Source organism: Paenibacillus sp. cl130 (assembly GCF_900116035.1).
GTDB classification, from domain to species: domain Bacteria; phylum Bacillota; class Bacilli; order Paenibacillales; family Paenibacillaceae; genus Paenibacillus; species Paenibacillus polymyxa_B.
The window spans coordinates 12,579-28,695 of sequence record NZ_FOYG01000004.1; the positions used below are offsets into that span (position 1 = coordinate 12,579).

Annotated in this window: 20 protein-coding genes and 1 tRNA gene; 17 read left to right on the top strand and 4 right to left on the bottom strand. The window is 44.4% G+C overall.

The genetic code is table 11. The features are described from left to right. Nucleotides 1–378 precede the first annotated feature (378 nt). The 11 genes from rpmH to BM358_RS12405 all read left to right on the top strand — a co-directional run bounded on the left by rpmH (nt 379) and on the right by BM358_RS12405 (nt 10,789). Nucleotides 379–513 (top strand): 50S ribosomal protein L34, encoded by a 135-nt coding sequence (rpmH, locus tag BM358_RS12355; RefSeq protein ID WP_007433250.1) that lies wholly within the window; start codon nt 379–381, stop codon nt 511–513. Nucleotides 514–777: 264 nt separating this feature from the next. Further along, nucleotides 778–1,128 carry a ribonuclease P protein component gene (rnpA, locus tag BM358_RS12360; protein WP_013312817.1) on the top strand — a complete coding sequence of 117 codons (351 nt, stop codon included), beginning with the start codon at nt 778–780 and terminating at the stop codon, nt 1,126–1,128. Between the two features lie 71 nt (nt 1,129–1,199). Further along, nucleotides 1,200–2,066 carry a YidC/Oxa1 family membrane protein insertase gene (locus tag BM358_RS12365; RefSeq protein WP_023991157.1) on the top strand — a complete coding sequence of 289 codons (867 nt, stop codon included), beginning with the start codon at nt 1,200–1,202 and terminating at the stop codon, nt 2,064–2,066. Then, nucleotides 2,063–2,824, top strand: coding sequence for an RNA-binding cell elongation regulator Jag/EloR (gene jag, locus BM358_RS12370; protein WP_028540985.1), 762 nt, complete (start codon nt 2,063–2,065; stop codon nt 2,822–2,824). The genes BM358_RS12365 and jag overlap by 4 nt, the downstream gene beginning before the upstream one ends. Nucleotides 2,825–2,952: 128 nt before the next feature. Next, nucleotides 2,953–4,329 (top strand): tRNA uridine-5-carboxymethylaminomethyl(34) synthesis GTPase MnmE, encoded by a 1,377-nt coding sequence (mnmE, locus tag BM358_RS12375; protein ID WP_013312814.1) that lies wholly within the window; start codon nt 2,953–2,955, stop codon nt 4,327–4,329. 95 nt (nt 4,330–4,424) lie between these two features. Continuing rightward, nucleotides 4,425–6,314, top strand: a complete 1,890-nt coding sequence (gene mnmG, locus BM358_RS12380; protein ID WP_028540984.1) for a tRNA uridine-5-carboxymethylaminomethyl(34) synthesis enzyme MnmG — start codon at nt 4,425–4,427, stop codon at nt 6,312–6,314. Continuing rightward, the gene (rsmG, locus tag BM358_RS12385) at nt 6,314–7,036 is read left to right on the top strand and encodes a 16S rRNA (guanine(527)-N(7))-methyltransferase RsmG (RefSeq protein WP_028540983.1); all 723 of its coding nucleotides are present in this window, start codon (nt 6,314–6,316) and stop codon (nt 7,034–7,036) included. Before mnmG ends, rsmG begins: the two co-directional genes overlap by 1 nt. Before the next feature lie 431 nt (nt 7,037–7,467). Next, complete coding sequence (noc, locus tag BM358_RS12390) at nt 7,468–8,286, top strand: nucleoid occlusion protein (RefSeq protein WP_013312811.1); 819 nt, start codon at nt 7,468–7,470, stop codon at nt 8,284–8,286. Between the two features lie 186 nt (nt 8,287–8,472). Next, nucleotides 8,473–9,234: a ParA family protein gene (locus tag BM358_RS12395; RefSeq protein WP_023991152.1), complete on the top strand. Its 762-nt coding sequence runs from the start codon at nt 8,473–8,475 to the stop codon at nt 9,232–9,234. Next, nucleotides 9,227–10,069, top strand: coding sequence for a ParB/RepB/Spo0J family partition protein (locus BM358_RS12400; RefSeq protein WP_013312809.1), 843 nt, complete (start codon nt 9,227–9,229; stop codon nt 10,067–10,069). The genes BM358_RS12395 and BM358_RS12400 overlap by 8 nt, the downstream gene beginning before the upstream one ends. Nucleotides 10,070–10,267: 198 nt before the next feature. After that, nucleotides 10,268–10,789 carry a DUF4446 family protein gene (locus BM358_RS12405; RefSeq protein ID WP_023991151.1) on the top strand — a complete coding sequence of 174 codons (522 nt, stop codon included), beginning with the start codon at nt 10,268–10,270 and terminating at the stop codon, nt 10,787–10,789. Here the strand turns inward: BM358_RS12405 and yyaC are convergent. Continuing rightward, nucleotides 10,743–11,348 (bottom strand): spore protease YyaC, encoded by a 606-nt coding sequence (gene yyaC, locus BM358_RS12410; protein WP_023991150.1) that lies wholly within the window; start codon nt 11,346–11,348, stop codon nt 10,743–10,745. The genes BM358_RS12405 and yyaC overlap by 47 nt on opposite strands. A 251-nt stretch (nt 11,349–11,599) precedes the next feature. Here yyaC and BM358_RS12415 point away from each other — a divergent pair, with 251 nt between their 5' ends. The 3 genes from BM358_RS12415 to BM358_RS12425 all read left to right on the top strand — a co-directional run bounded on the left by BM358_RS12415 (nt 11,600) and on the right by BM358_RS12425 (nt 12,932). Next, nucleotides 11,600–12,550 carry a mechanosensitive ion channel family protein gene (locus BM358_RS12415; RefSeq protein WP_025723136.1) on the top strand — a complete coding sequence of 317 codons (951 nt, stop codon included), beginning with the start codon at nt 11,600–11,602 and terminating at the stop codon, nt 12,548–12,550. Beyond that, the gene (locus BM358_RS12420) at nt 12,540–12,764 is read left to right on the top strand and encodes a DUF951 domain-containing protein (RefSeq protein WP_025723137.1); all 225 of its coding nucleotides are present in this window, start codon (nt 12,540–12,542) and stop codon (nt 12,762–12,764) included. Before BM358_RS12415 ends, BM358_RS12420 begins: the two co-directional genes overlap by 11 nt. Nucleotides 12,765–12,841: 77 nt before the next feature. Beyond that, nucleotides 12,842–12,932: transfer RNA gene (locus BM358_RS12425), tRNA-Ser, on the top strand. Nucleotides 12,933–13,117: 185 nt separating this feature from the next. Here BM358_RS12425 and BM358_RS12430 read toward each other — a convergent pair. Further along, nucleotides 13,118–13,378 (bottom strand): hypothetical protein, encoded by a 261-nt coding sequence (locus BM358_RS12430; RefSeq protein ID WP_028540982.1) that lies wholly within the window; start codon nt 13,376–13,378, stop codon nt 13,118–13,120. A gap of 267 nt (nt 13,379–13,645) precedes the next feature. Here BM358_RS12430 and BM358_RS12435 point away from each other — a divergent pair, with 267 nt between their 5' ends. Next, nucleotides 13,646–14,011, top strand: coding sequence for a hypothetical protein (locus tag BM358_RS12435; protein ID WP_028540981.1), 366 nt, complete (start codon nt 13,646–13,648; stop codon nt 14,009–14,011). Between the two features lie 81 nt (nt 14,012–14,092). Here BM358_RS12435 and BM358_RS12440 read toward each other — a convergent pair whose 3' ends face one another. Together BM358_RS12440 and BM358_RS12445 are read right to left on the bottom strand one after the other, a co-directional pair. Beyond that, nucleotides 14,093–14,410: a hypothetical protein gene (locus tag BM358_RS12440; RefSeq protein ID WP_013312804.1), complete on the bottom strand. Its 318-nt coding sequence runs from the start codon at nt 14,408–14,410 to the stop codon at nt 14,093–14,095. A gap of 367 nt (nt 14,411–14,777) precedes the next feature. After that, complete coding sequence (locus tag BM358_RS12445) at nt 14,778–14,972, bottom strand: YjzC family protein (protein ID WP_028540980.1); 195 nt, start codon at nt 14,970–14,972, stop codon at nt 14,778–14,780. Nucleotides 14,973–15,291: 319 nt separating this feature from the next. On the opposite strand from BM358_RS12445, the gene rpsF reads away from it, so the two are divergent. Both rpsF and ssb read left to right on the top strand, forming a co-directional pair. Further along, on the top strand, nt 15,292–15,576 hold the full coding sequence (gene rpsF, locus BM358_RS12450) for a 30S ribosomal protein S6 (protein ID WP_013312802.1): 285 nt from the start codon (nt 15,292–15,294) through the stop codon (nt 15,574–15,576). A 49-nt stretch (nt 15,577–15,625) separates the two neighbouring features. After that, on the top strand, nt 15,626–16,117 hold the full coding sequence (ssb, locus tag BM358_RS12455) for a single-stranded DNA-binding protein (protein WP_028540979.1): 492 nt from the start codon (nt 15,626–15,628) through the stop codon (nt 16,115–16,117).

Here is a 16,117-nt window from a genome sequence, read left to right on the forward strand (position 1 = left end):
GTTGAAAATTTCCGGTAACGTTTCCGACATTATTTTTGAACGAACCTGATAACGTCGATCTGAAAATAGGATGGATTCAAGTTACAGAATGAATAAATGTAAAAAACCGTTTTTGGAGGAGCGAAAACTACAAATAGAATGCTGATGATGGAGGGAGAGGTGAAAGAAGTTTTATGAAGTAAGGGGATAAAAGAGTGAAGTGAGTGAGCGGGAGGAAGGGGAGGAGGCTTCCTGAATGCGAAAAAGAGGGAGAGGATTCACAAGTACATTGACTTTGGCCGCTATTTGTGGTTAAATGTACAAAGGTGTTTTTTGTGGAGATTGCTACGTTAGGTATATTCCATATAAAACGTATTCCTTGTAAGGAGGTGCAGCACAATGAGACCGACTTTCAGACCGAATGTCAGCAAACGTAAAAAAGTTCACGGCTTCCGTAAAAGAATGAGCACGAAGAATGGCCGTAAAGTTTTGGCAGCTCGTCGCCAAAAAGGTAGAAAAGTATTGAGTGCGTAATGCGTGCATAAAGACCACTACGGTGGTCTTTTTTTTCATAATTGAGGTATTCAGGGATCGGATTCCTTCTTTTATTGTTGTAAAAAATGTAGTGAAAGAAGAGGGAGAAGTCCAGCATCCTGTCCTATATTAGATGAAGCTTTTGAAAACGGATATAAAATAAGCGAGATTACCATGTTGGAATGTTGTCCATACTTCTTACTATATAAAAGGTAAAGGTTAGCTTACCGACATGTGTAAAAGAGATGAGCAAGGAGAAGCGCCGTGCAAAAAAAATTGCGTCTACGAAACCGGGCGGACTTTGGGCGCGTATACCGCCATGGCAAATCTTTTGCCAACCATCAGTTTGTGGTGTACTGGTTCCGCCGCAGAGAGGTAGAGCAGTTCCGCGTCGGAATTTCGGCCAGCAAGAAGATCGGCAACGCAGTAGTTCGCAACCGGATGCGCAGAATCGTTAAGGAAATTGTGCGCCATCATGAGCATGAATTGGTGGAGCAGATTGACCTGATTTTTATCGTTCGTAAGGGTGCGGTTACAATGTCGTATCAAGAGCTGGAGAAAAGCGTGCTGCACGTTCTACGCAAAGCCTCGCTGCTCAAGTCTTCACGCCGATAGTCAGTATCTTTGTCCTACAGGATATGGTATGATTTACGTTGGAATGGATTGGTTAAGAAAGGGGTTATGAAGTGTCGCGTTTGAAGACTCAACGAGGAAAATGGTTCCTCCTGATTGCCTTATTGGCACTTGTTGCTGTGCTGTCCGGATGTGCTCAGACGGCCCACAATTCTTACACGACGGCAGACTTGGCCAATGGATCGTTTTGGCAAAGATATGTCGTTTACTGGTTTTCGTATGCGTTAGATACATTTGCCCAATGGTTCTCTGGAGAGTATGGCCTGGCCGTACTGATTCTGGTGATTATCGTGCGAACCATTATTTTGCCGCTTACACTCAAGCAAGTACGTAGTTCCAAAGCTATGCAGGCCATTCAGCCGCAATTAAAAGAAATTCAAGCGAAGTACAAGGATACGCCTGAAAAAGTCCAGCAAGAGACGATGAAGTTGTTCCAGGAAAATAAGGTCAACCCGATGGCTGGCTGTCTTCCTTTGGTAGTACAGATGCCAATTTTCATCGCGCTTTATAATGCCATTTATTATAACTCGGCATTGCGGGATCATGACTTCTTGTGGCTCCAGTTAGGTAAACCGGATCACTTGTTTATCCTGCCGATTTTGGCAGCGATTACGACTTTTGTCCAAACCTGGATGATGATGAAAATGAATCCGACGCCGCAGCAGGGACCAATGCAATTTTTGCTGTACGTCTATCCAGTGCTGATTCTTTTCATGTCGTACAACTTCCCATCCGCTTTGCCGTTGTACTGGTTCTACAGTAATATTTACACGATCATTCAAAACTATTTCCTTTATCGGAATAAGGATAAAGAAGCAGCACTGGCGAATGTGAAAACAGCCAGTCTCGCGAAAACAGGTTCCTCCAATAGTAAGAAAAAAAGTGGCAAAAACACGAAGGGGGCTAAAAAGTCGAGATGACCAAAGTCGTGACATCAGGAAAAACCGTTGAAGATGCTGTAAGACAAGGACTCTCCCAGCTGGGAGTAAGCCGTGAACGGGTAACCGTAAGCGTGTTGGAACAGCCGTCAAAAGGATTCCTGGGGTGGCTCGGGGTCAAGAAGGCGAAGGTGGAGCTTACGCTGCTCTCTGAGCCGTCTCCTGAAACCACACACGCGGCTGAACCTCATGTATCGGCTCAAGCACCTTCTAGCGTGGGACAGGCTTTATCAGAAGAAACTGGGCCTGTTGCACAGGAAGCACAGATGAACATGGGAGCACCCTCGGGACATATAGATCCTTATGAAGAGGCGGTGCGTTTCATCCGTGAAACAGCAGCAGGAATGGGATTGGACGTTAAAGTTGATGTCCGCCACCGCAAGGATGAAAGTACACTGGATATCTCCGGTCCGTCACTCGGTATGTTGATCGGCCGCAGAGGACAGACATTGGATGCATTACAGTACCTGACGAATATCGTTGCCAACCGTCATTCTGACAAATTCATCCGAATTGTGCTGGATGCCGAGCAATTTCGTGCACGTCGGCAAAAAACGCTGGAGGATTTGGCAGATCGGTTGGCAAACCAGGCTATTCGTTATGGCAAGGAAGTGGTACTGGAGCCAATGCCGTCACAGGAGCGGAAGCTGATTCACGCCAAGCTCCAACAGCATGCGCTGGTTAGAACATACAGCAAGGGGGACGAGCCCAATCGGCGCGTCGTCATTGCTAAAAAATAATCCGACGCAATGGCTCTCTGCAAGATGCAGAAGCCATTGCTTTTTTTCTTATATTTCTCGCTGAAACGGCTGCCGTCCTTGATGAAGGACGGCAATGTCGTTTCTACATGATAGGAGGTAGAAACTTTATGCTGAGCGATACTATAGCTGCCATTGCAACGGCTGTCGGCGAGGGAGGCATTGCGGTTGTACGGATCAGCGGTCCAGAAGCGGTCACGGAAGTGGAGGCTTTGTTCCGTAGTAAAACGCCTCTAAGCAAGGCTCCAACTCACACGGTACATTATGGACATATAATAGATCCTCAAAGCCAGGAAAAGGTGGAGGAAGTTTTAGTTACAGTGATGCGGGCTCCACGCTCTTTTACGACAGAAGATGTCGTAGAAATCAGCACTCATGGCGGGGTCGTAGCCGTCAAACGGGTGATGGATTTACTATTGCTGCAAAATATACGTCTGGCTGAGCCAGGTGAATTTACGAAACGTGCTTTTTTGAATGGTCGTATTGACCTGAGTCAGGCGGAGGGCGTTATTGACTTGATTCGCTCCAAATCAGATAAAGCTTTTTCGGTGGCTTTGAAGCAGGTGGATGGACAACTGTCCCAGAATATTCGTCGCTTGCGTCATGTTTTGGTGGAGACACTTGCTCATATTGAAGTGAACATTGATTATCCTGAGCATGATGTTGAATCTTTTACATCTGACTTAATCAAGGATAAAAGCAGTCAGGTCATGACGGAAATTGATCGGCTGTTGCATACGGCGGAGCAGGGAAAGATTTTACGTGAAGGGCTGACCACAGCGATTGTTGGAAGACCAAATGTGGGCAAATCATCACTGCTGAACACATTGGCTCAGGGCGAGCGGGCAATTGTGACCGATATTCCGGGTACAACCCGTGACGTTATTGAGGAATATGTGACGATTAATAGTATTCCGCTCAAGCTGCTGGATACAGCCGGGATTCGTGAAACGATGGACGTAGTGGAACGGATCGGAGTAGAACGTTCGAGAACGGCGGTTAGTGAAGCGGATCTGCTGCTCATCGTCATTAACGCCAACGAACCACTGCATGAGGATGAAATGGCATTAATGGAACAAATCCGCGGTAGACAAGCGATTGTCATTATGAATAAAATGGACTTACCGGCCCAAGTAGACCGGGATTTGTTGCTGCGTTATGTTCCCGAAGAGCTTATCGTACCGATGTCTGTGAAGGAAAATGAGGGAGCGGACCGACTGGAGCAGGCTATATCGAATTTATTCTTTAGCGGCAAGCTGGAATCAGCGGATATGACATATGTCAGCAACGTACGGCATATTGCTTTGTTGAAGAAGGCGCGGCAATCGCTGGTAGATGCCTATGAAGCCGCTGATCAATTTGTTCCGATCGACATGATCCAGATTGATGTAAGGCTGGCATGGGAGCATTTGGGTGAGATTGTAGGCGATACTGCGCATGATGCGTTGATAGATCAAATATTTTCACAATTTTGTCTGGGCAAATAGAACTTTCAAGCATGGCTGATATAAGCCTACTATCGTTATATATACAAGAGCATATTCGGCGTGAAGACCGGAATGTATAAGGAGGTAAGAAAGGTATGGGTTACCAAGGAGGCGACTATGACGTAATTGTCGTAGGCGCGGGCCATGCGGGCGTAGAATCAGCCTTGGCAGCAGCACGGATGGGCTGTCGCACGTTGATGATCACAATTAACCTGGATATGGTCGCTTTCATGCCCTGCAACCCGTCTATTGGCGGTCCTGCAAAAGGGCATGTGGTGCGAGAAATTGATGCACTGGGCGGCGAAATGGGTCGGAATATCGATAAGACGTTTATCCAAATGAGAATGTTGAATACTGGTAAAGGTCCCGCGGTTCATGCATTGCGTGCACAAGCAGACAAGTTCTCTTATCAGCATACGATGAAGGAAACGATGGAAAAGGAACCGAATCTGACCTTACGCCAAGGTATGGTTGAAGAGCTGATTATGGAAGACGGTCATTGCGTAGGTGTAATTACGAAGACGGGCACAGAGTATCGAAGTAAAGCAGTTGTCCTGACCACAGGCACTTATCTGCGCGGAAAAATCATTATGGGCGAGCTGATGTATGAGAGTGGTCCGAACAATCAACAGCCTTCGTTGAGATTGTCTGAGCATTTGAGAGAGCTGGGTTTTGATCTGGTTCGATTTAAGACAGGAACGCCGCCACGTGTGCATAAGGACACGATTGATTTTAGCAAAACGGAAATACAACCGGGTGATGATCAACCGAAGTTCTTTTCCTATGAAACGAAGTCTTCAGATAATGAACAGCTTCCTTGCTGGCTGACATATACTTCAATAGAAACGCATCAGATTATTAATGATAATTTGCACCGTGCACCCATGTTCTCTGGTCTGATTGAAGGAACGGGACCACGTTATTGCCCATCTATTGAAGATAAGGTGGTACGTTTCAGTGATAAGCCTAAGCACCAAATCTTTTTGGAGCCTGAAGGTAAAAACACATCTGAATACTATGTTCAGGGCTTGTCCACCAGCTTGCCAGAGGATGTGCAATTAGCTGTGCTTCGTTCGATTCCGGGGATGGAAAAGGTAGAGATGATGCGCAATGGCTATGCTATTGAGTATGATGCAATGGTACCTACGCAGTTATGGCCTACTTTGGAAACGAAGAAAGTCCCGGGCTTGTTCACAGCAGGTCAGATTAACGGTACCTCCGGTTACGAAGAAGCTGCAGGTCAAGGGATTATGGCAGGGATTAACGCAGCTCGCAAGGTGCAGGGCAAAGAGCCTGTCGTATTGGACCGTTCGCAAGGCTACATTGGGGTTCTGATCGACGATCTCGTGACGAAGGGTACGAATGAGCCTTATCGCTTGCTGACGTCGCGTGCAGAATACCGTCTGTTGTTGCGTCATGATAACGCCGACCTGCGATTGACTCCGATCGGGCATGATATTGGCCTAATTACGGATGAACGATACGAGCGCTTTTTGGATAAAAAGCAAAAGGTAGAGCAAGAGATTGAACGTTTACGCTTGGCGAAGGTTCGTCCGGTTGATATAAATGAGATGCTGGAGCAAGGCGGATCTGCACCAATACAGGATGGCAGTAATTTGTTAACGGTGCTGCGTCGACCAGAGATCAGTTATGCGCAAGTAGCACAAATCTCACCTTCACCTATAGCTCTAACTGAGGAAGAACAGGAGCAGGTGGAAATCCAAATTAAGTATGCGGGCTACATTGAAAAGCAATTGATGCATGTTGAGCGTCTGCAAAAGATGGAGAAGAAGAAGCTCCCAGAGGATATTGTATACAGTGAAGTTCAAGGACTGGCCATTGAAGCCAAGCAGAAACTTGAAAAGATCCGTCCGATGTCGATTGGCCAAGCATCCCGTATTTCGGGTGTAACTCCTGCGGATATTTCCATTTTGCTGGTTTATCTGGAGCATTATAACCGCGTAACGGCAGCAAGGGGATCATAATGGACGCGATACAACAGCAATTTAAGCAGCGGCTGGCAGAGCATAGTATTGTGATTAATGACAGTCAGTTAGAGCAGTTTGAAACATATTACCGTGTGCTGGTTGAGTGGAATGAAAAAATGAACCTGACGGGTATTACTGAGCGTGATGCAGTGTACACCAAGCATTTTTATGATTCTCTTTCCCTGGCCTTTTATGTACCGTTAAAAGATGTGGAAAGCCTAGCTGATATTGGATCAGGTGCAGGTTTTCCGGGCATTCCTTTGAAAATATGCTTTCCGCAGATTCAGTTGACTATTGTAGACTCGTTGAATAAACGTATACAATTCTTGGCACATGTGGTAGAACAGTTGGGTCTGGAAAATGTTGAACTGATTCATAGCAGGGCAGAGGAATTGGGGCGTAAACCAGGATACCGCGATAGTTATGATCTAGTGACAGCCAGAGCTGTTGCTCGTCTCGCAGTATTGAATGAATTTTGTTTGCCGTTTGTCCGTGAAGGAGGACACTTTGCCGCGATGAAGGGCAGTGATCCTACAGAGGAAATCAAGGAAGCTTCCTACAGCTTGAAAGAGCTAAAGGGAAAAATCAAACATGTTCAGGCCTTCCAGCTACCTGTTGAAGATGCAGCTAGACATATGATTATTATTGAAAAAAGAGCGGCGACACCACGAAAATATCCACGTAAGCCGGGTACTCCTTTGAAGACGCCGTTAGTGTAAATGTTTGAAAGAAAGTGAATGTTTCACGTGAAACATTCACTTTTTTTATGGCTGATAGACTCTTTACATAAAAGACTCTTTGCTAACATACGTTCTTGTTTACATTTGGGGAGGAAGATGGCTGATAGTTATCAAAGAGGATGCATAATTTATTCTCTTATCCTTCCGAAAAGCTGGTAGAGACGATAGGATTATGGCTGGAAAAGTGATAGAATAGAGATAATCGTTTTAATGTAAGTTGACTGCTCCTGTACCCATGAATTCAGATATACATATAGGGGAGTGGGACAACAAATGTCAGGGGAGTACGTGGAGTGTACCCGCTTACGGCGCTGTTTCATATAAAAGGGTCTACGATCCGCGTAAGGAACTGTTTTTCACGAAGCGCTGTTAGTATGGTGCTATTATGAAATTAGGTGGTATTATACGGAATGAAAGAACAATTTTCCAAGCTATTTGGTTTGACGGAGCGATCTACTGGGGACGAAATAAAACAAATTCCAGTTCGGGATATTGTCAGCAGTCCTTATCAGCCCCGTACCATATTTGACGACGAGAAGATTGATGAGCTATGCCAGACCATTAAGACGCATGGTGTAATTCAACCGATTGTCGTTCGTTTCCGTAATGGACAATATGAGATTATAGCAGGGGAACGTCGTTGGAGAGCTGTCACCAAGCTGGGTATGGAAACTATTCCAGCCATTGTTCGTGAGTTTAATGATTCACAAGCTGCATCCATCGCGTTGATTGAGAATCTTCAACGGGAAGGGTTAACTGCGATTGAAGAGGCTGTAGCTTACCAAAAGCTGATTGATCTACATCAGCTCACCCAGGAAAGCCTCGCTCAACGACTTGGTAAAAGCCAATCCACTATTGCTAACAAGATACGGCTGCTTCATCTGCCGGAGAGAGTGAAAGAGGCTCTAATGGAACGGAAGGTGTCCGAGCGTCATGCTCGTGCATTATTGTCATTAGAGACCGAAGAACTACAGTACAAGGTTTTAGATGAAGTCATTGCCAAAGAACTCAATGTGAAGCAGACAGAGGCACGAGTTGCCTTTTATAAACAAGTATCCACCAATAAGAAATCGAAGCGGATTTCCTTTACCAAGGATGTCCGGCTTGCGCTGAATACGATACGTCAATCCATTGATATGGTGTCTGGCTCAGGCTTGGATATCAAAACCAAGGAATCTGATCATGAGGATCACTATGAGATTGTCATTCAAATTCCCAAACGTAAGTAAGGGATGAAGCGTACAGGCGGCAGCAATTGCCGCTTTTTCTGTCTAACGCCGAATAAAACCGCAGCATACTCAATTCTATTCTGAAATTGCCGTTATCCGTAAGTTAAGGACTAAGTAACGTCTCCATAGAGCATTTTGCAATCATGGAGTGTAGCAGGATTCCGATTAAATTATGAGGTGAATGAAGTGTCAAAAATAATAGCCGTAGCCAATCAAAAGGGCGGAGTAGGCAAAACAACTACTTCCGTTAATTTGGGCGCCGGACTTGCTTCCCTCGGCAAAAGGGTATTGCTCGTGGATATCGACCCGCAAGGTAATACAACCAGCGGTGTGGGTATCAATAAGGCGGATGTGGCAAATTGCATTTATGATGTACTCATTAACGAGGTTGATCCTAGCGAAGCTATTGTCAGTACACAGGTTGAAGGACTAGATATTATTCCGGCAACCATTCAGTTAGCAGGCGCGGAAATTGAACTGGTGCCGACCATTTCTCGTGAATTGAGATTAAAAAGATCGCTTCAACTCGTTAAGCATAATTATGATTATATATTAATTGATTGCCCGCCATCGCTGGGTATTTTGACGCTCAATTCATTGACGGCTTCCGATTCAGTCATTATTCCAATCCAGTGTGAATATTACGCATTGGAAGGATTAAGTCAATTGTTGAATACCGTGCGATTAGTGCAAAAACATCTGAACACCTCATTGCAAATTGAAGGTGTGTTGTTAACCATGTTTGATGCCCGCACGAACTTGGGTATTCAGGTGATTGAAGAAGTGAAAAAGTATTTTCAAAGCAAGGTTTATCAGACGATTATTCCACGCAATGTGAGACTCAGCGAAGCACCATCACATGGCCAGTCCATTATTACGTATGATCCCCGTTCCCGTGGGGCAGAGGTATATATTGAGTTGGCAAAGGAAGTGGTATCTTATGAGTAAACGGTTGGGAAAAGGACTTGATGCACTCATTCCCTCCCTTACAGTCAATGAAGAGGATAAGGTTGTTGACATTCCGCTCAGCCAGTTGCGTGCGAATCCGTACCAGCCTCGAAAAACGTTTGATGAAGAGTCCATTAAGGAATTAGCCGAATCCATTCGTCAGCACGGTGTTATCCAACCTATTATTGCACGTAGTGTATTGCGAGGATATGAAATCATAGCCGGGGAAAGACGTTTTCGGGCTTCTCAATTTTGTGGGAATCCGACTATACCTGTAGTTGTTCGCAATTTTACGGATCAGCAGGTGATGGAGATTGCCCTGATTGAGAATTTACAGCGTGAGAATTTGAATGCAATGGAAGTGGCAGTAGCTTATCAGGGATTAATGGATCAGTTTTCTTTAACTCAGGAAGAGTTGTCCATGAAAGTGGGAAAATCACGTTCTCATATTGCCAATTTCCTTCGCTTGCTCGCATTGCCTGAAGAAGTTAAAGATCATGTTTCACGTGGAACATTGTCTATGGGACATGCTAGAGCTATTGTTGGGCTCAAAGATCCAGACATGGTGAAACAGTTAGCACAGCAATGTATTGAACAGCAGTGGAGTGTTCGCGAACTGGAGGAAGCTGTACAGCAGTTGGATCATAAGCCTGGTGAGGCGAAAGCCAAAACAAAGGTACGAAAAAAGGACCCCTATATTGACCATATGGAAGAGTCCCTGCGTGAACGCTTTAAAACAACTGTAAAGATCAAGCACAATAAGGATAAAGGCAAAATTGAATTGAATTATTACAGCCAGCAGGATTTGGAAAGATTACTGGAGCTATTACAGTAGTTTGTTGAAATATGGACATGTCTCCTTGAGCAAAATGGAAAGTGAGATATGTCTTTGCTTTGTCTGGAATTGCAGGAATTAGAATGGTTATGATGGATAAACTAATAGCCTTGTGTTATTTGTTTCGCTGTTCTCAAACGTATAAAATATAAGTATGCAGTAACATGATTTTTGAGGTAGAGGAGTAGAAGCAAGCATATGGCTGAATTGAATGGACTAATCATGGAACAGCTTGCCGGAATCGTTGCAGGGATCGTGCTTATTTTGCTCATCCTGTTGATTGTTATTATCGTGCAGGGTGCAAAGCTGAAGAAGATGCGGCGAAAGTATGAAACCATGATGGCAGGCAGCGGTGTCGAGAATTTGGAAACGCTGCTGATTGATTTGAAGGTACAGATGGATACGATTGAGGATGAGCAGGAAACCCATCGTGCAAGTATGAAATCATTACGTAGTAAACTGGCTGGCTTGAAGGGACATATAGGTATCAAACGCTATAATGCCTTTGGTGAGAGAGGAAGCGATTTAAGCTTTTCCCTGGCTATTGTAGACGACAATCAGGATGGTATGGTATTAACCGGCATTTATAACCGAGATGGCTCATATGTGTATGCCAAGCCTCTAGAAGCGGGACAATCCACCTATTCCTTATCACCTGAAGAAAAAGAAGCCGTTACTCTTGCGCAGCAAGCAGGACAGAACGGTAATGCCACTCCTTAATTGCGGAGTATAGGCTGCCAGCAATGATATCTGATAATTTCATTACCAAATTTAGTCTCGTATTTTGCAGCACGAAGTATTCCATGAAGCCGCCGACGTTAACGATACCAGTTAAATGGATATCGCCGACCGGCGGTAATTCTTTATTTACACCTGCTCCAGGCTTGAGAGGACCATCTGAAACCTGAATGCATCCAACGCTGGAGGTTTGTCCAAGACATGCATCTATACCAATGATATAAGGCTGTTCATATCGGGCTTGTATGCCATTCAGCGTCGTTTGCAGGTTCATAGCATGTACAGGCTCCTCTAATGTACCGTATAGGTTAAACAGAGGGCTTTTGTAGCGTGATAAATGCGTACCTACGAGCGGACCCAGGCAATCTCCAGTAGAACGGTCGGTGCCGATGCAAATAATGACGATATTTTGCAGACTCGGCGCCTGATGCAGATGGAACAGCAGACGATGGATGATGGCTGATTGGATCCCGGGGTCTGTGTGTGATATTTTTAAGCTTAGGGGTTCTTGCTCCGGAATGAAGTCAGATGGATGAGTCATGGAATCTTCCTTTCGCTCTGTAATGGAGTGTGAAGGTTGCGCTCGCTGTACCTTGGAGAATAACAATTAGCCTGCGGGTAACATTTATTCTCAAGATAGTAGCTAGTATATGGATAAACTTGTGCTTTTATACTCGAAGGAAGTAGATTATTCATAGCCATATGTTTGAAGTCAGTTGATAAGCTTATATAGTAGGAAATAGAATTCGGGAAGCAGGAAGAGTAGTTCCCTTGTTTAAGGAGGAATACAGCATGACCTTTATACATTGGTTGGCCGGTAATTTAGAAACCGATGACGTAGTGAAAGGTGCGATTCACTGGAAGGATGTTGTATGGAAATGGCTTACCGATAGTGCGATGTGGTCGACCTTTTTGTTTGTAATTTTAAAAATCGCGATTATTTTTATCATCACGCGTATCTTTATTCGAGTTATTAATAAAATTATAGATAAGTCGATGCAACAAAAAGGAGATAACGGCAGATTCCGATTGAATACAAGGCGGTTAACGACCGTTGGGGAATTGCTAAAAAATGTAACCAATATTGTATTCAATTTCATCTTGATTATGCTGGTGCTTTCTCAAATGGGCATTAATCTTGGTCCTCTGATTGCTGGAGCTGGAGTGCTTGGATTGGCCGTTGGTTTTGGGGCACAGAGCCTGGTTAAGGATGTAATTACTGGATTCTTCATTATTTTTGAAGATCAATTTGCCGTAGGAGACGTCATTCAGACAGGTACTTTCAAGGGTACAGTGGAAATGATCGGGCTGCGTACAACCAGACTGGTGAGCTGGAAAGGTGAGGTGTACATTTTACCAAACGGCTCAATTACAACGGTAACGAACTTCTCCATGTCCAACGCGTTGGCGGTAGTGGATGTGCCAATGAAGGCCGAGCGGAGCCTGGAGGAAGCAGTTAGTTTGGTAAAACAGGCAATCGAAGGCATTGAGGAGTCCAATGTACAGATACTTAATATACCAGATGTGTTAGGGGTTCAGTCCATGACCACCTCAGAGTATATTGTGCGTGTTGTGGCAGAATGTATGCCGAATACAGGGGCTGTGGTAGAGCGTGATATTCAGAATAACATCAAGAAGGCCCTAGAGGATGAGGAACATCGTCAGGCCGCCTTGGAGACGGCGATAACCCTAGAAAAAGAAGATGAGCAAGGAAGAAAAGGGGGAGAGAAGGGTGGAGCGTAAGTCATTTGAACTAGGGGACATTGTACAGATGAAGAAGCCTCATCCGTGTGGAACGAATGAAATGGAAATTATCCGCATGGGGATGGATATTCGAATCAAATGTGTCGGTTGCCAGCATAGTGTGCTGATTCCGCGTGCCAAGTTCGAAAAGAATATGAAGAAAGTGCTGCGATCAAAGGCCAACGCCGACGAGCAAAACACGGAAGCGAATTGAGCCAAGAAGGATGAATGGCGATGAACCAGAATCAGCTTGCGTCACAGTTGCAATGATGATATAATTATCCTTGCTGCGGAAAGGTACCCAAGAGGTCTAAGGGGGCTGACTCGAAATCAGTTAGGCGTCGCAAGGCGTGCGTGGGTTCGACTCCCACTCTTTCCGCCACTAACTTCATTTAATAAACCAATCTCTTACGTCTGTGACGTAGGAGATTTTTTGTTTATGGGAGATATTTTGAAGGTATATATGCGGCTAACGTGTCCACGAAGTAAAGAACTTAGAAGGGATTTATGCTTTTTGAAAAGTAAGAATCATATTATTAAAAAAAGTACGCGCTATCCCAAAGTGGATTAGCGCGTATTTTCTGTGCTTTGAGGGACGTACTGAATGATATCTTCAATACCAAATGTTTGTTCCAAGCCGTGGCTACGGGCGATTTCGTTTATCGCATTTAAGATATTAACCAAGGTTTCCAGCTTAATGGTTTTTGTATCGCCACTTGCTAAATCAAGAATTGTAGCAGGTCTTGTTTTCGATTCCACCGCGATCTTGTTACGTGTAGTTCCAATCATTTCTAGTGTTTCACTCAATTTAAAATGAATTTGACTCACGTTAATGAGCCTCCTTAAGGAAATATTGTGGGTTACAAAATTACTAAATTAGTTATTTGTATTATATCCTACACTACCTATATCGTAAAACTTTTTTCGTATATCCTATTGACATACTACTCACCGAGTAGTACTATTTTCTTAATATTATATTACTAATAAAGTAGTACTTATTAAGTTTTATTGGTTTTAGGTTTACATACTTTTGCTCCATATTACTTGGAAAGAAGGATAACTTTATTTTCATTAGGAAAGGGGAAACGATGTATGAGTAAATCGTTGGCATTGGAATGGGCTTCGATGGTATACGGGCCGTATGATTTGCCGCATATGTATGAGATATTCGAAGGGGTTCTATATAAAGGATGCTACTTCTTCTATCTGGACAATGGTGTGCTATGTCTGCGTCAGGTACGCAAGTTGGAGCAGCTGGAACACACACATTTGTTCATTGATGGTGACAGTGCAGGATTACAACTGGCAGAGGGGATTCGGCGTGATTTGATGGAGGTAGTATCGGACATCATCAGAAACTGGAGAGACAAAAGCGGACTTACTTTCCTGTTCGATGAATTGCTGTGTCTGCGAGAAAGGGGAGACATACAGCTCGACCTTGTAAAAGACAAGGGTTAGTTTGTTCCTTCTGAGAGATATCGTTACAGCAAAAAATGCTCCTGACAGCAGAGAAACATTGCCGGTAGGAGCACTCTTTTGTTATAGCTGGTTAGGCGGGTAATGATAGCGTTTTGTTTTTTTTGAGCCAGAGATCATCAGAAGGATCGCTGCAATCAAATGGAGAGCCCAGCCTACAAAGGGTATCCAGGCCAGCAAAGAAGTGAGTACTCCCCATACAGAGCCGTAGATCGCCTCCTGATTGCGTAACGACAGGATAAGTGTTACTGCATGCAGGACAAGCATAAATCCCAGAGCCGAGTAGCCGGTCCCCATGACAATAGCTCCCCCCACAATCGGTACGGCAAGCACCAATTCGAATATACCTGATATCCACTTTAATATTCGAGAATAGCTCATCTTTAAACCTCCGTAGATAGTAGGTCTTTGTACTTGGATATATTCTAGCAGAAGGAGCTGAATTAATCTGCATTTTACCAGGATATGCAAAAAGTCCGATAATGCAACAAAGGAGGACCACAAAGGTCCTCCATCGTAGGCGATACATTTTTAACAGGATACGATCTGTCCAATCACATCATGAAACTCGGTGTACTGACCAGCAATACCAGTGTTGAAAAGACAGTGTCCTTTTACACAAACCTAACGCTTCTAATGCCCGGAATGGATCTCCTAACAGTTTGTCCGGCTACGTCGTCCAACGGAACCACACCTCTCTGTTGTATCGCCTAATCATAATATGGCCAGGATTCCGAGGAAATATACATTAGTGGACACGGGCTTTCGTTTTTTTCTTCCATTTGCGATTATGGTTGGCGGTTTTGGGAAAAGAATCGCCTCTTTCCAGCGTTACTTGCTGCGGGTTTTGGATTTCAGTATGGAAGCTCTTTTCTCCGACCTCCATGTATACGCCGTCGTTTGGGACCTTATCTCCTGGTTCGAACTCAGTCTTTTCACCCATGCGATTGTGCCTCCTTAGATAAATGAATTTGGACTGCAACGGTTATTGTGCGCTGTCTTGAACAGAAACATGCGAAACCGGGTATACAGATACTGAGTGAATCAAATGATTTCCTTTATATATGCGAAATTTTTGATATGCTATAAAATTGTATAAAGCTTATGATATGCAAGTGTTTTTAGACGTTTTAGGCTTGTGTATTGAATTTGTAGGTTGCATTCAGTTGTTGGATTTGGTAAACTGTTTTAGTGCGAGTTTAGGCTCGTTCCTTGCTCTCAACTGAGATTGAGGGCCTTATGTCCATAAGGAGGTGTAAAGAATGCGCAAATATGAAGCGATGTATATTATTCGTCCTGACATTGAACAAGAAGCTGTTCAAGCGACAGTCGATAAATTCCAAGGTATCATCTCTAACGGCGGTGGCGAAATTACGAGTCACGATGTAACTAAACGCCGTCTTGCGTATGAGATCAAGAAATTCCGTGATGGTTCTTTCGTTCTGGTAAACTTCACAGCAGAACCTGCTGTTGTTACTGAGCTTGAGCGTATCATGAAAATTTCTGACGAAGTAATTCGTTATCTCATTACGAACGACGTAGCTTAATTATTGTACGTGATTATGTAATGAACAACGCTCAAAGGAGGGGATTGGATTGTTGAACCGTGTCATTCTGATCGGTCGTTTGACCAAAGATCCAGAGCTGCGCTATACACCGTCTGGTGTAGCAGTAACCCAGTTCACCCTGGCTGTAGACCGTCCGTTTACGAGTCAAGGCGGCGAACGGGAAGCGGATTTCTTGCCGATCGTAACCTGGCGTCAGCTTGCTGAAACATGCGCTAACTATCTTCGCAAAGGTCGTTTAACGGCTGTTGAAGGCCGTGTTCAGGTGCGTAATTATGAGAACAATGAAGGAAAACGTGTATACGTGACTGAAATTGTAGCTGATAATGTGCGTTTCTTGGAATCTAACCGCGATGGCGGTAACGGTGGCGGCAATAGCGGTGGAGCTGTGCGTGAGGAGTCTCCTTTCGGAGGCGGTAACAGCAATAGTGGACGCGGGAATAATAACTCGCGAAACAATCAGGATCCTTTTTCCGATGACGGAAAACCGATCGATATTTCGGATGATGATTTACCATTTTAA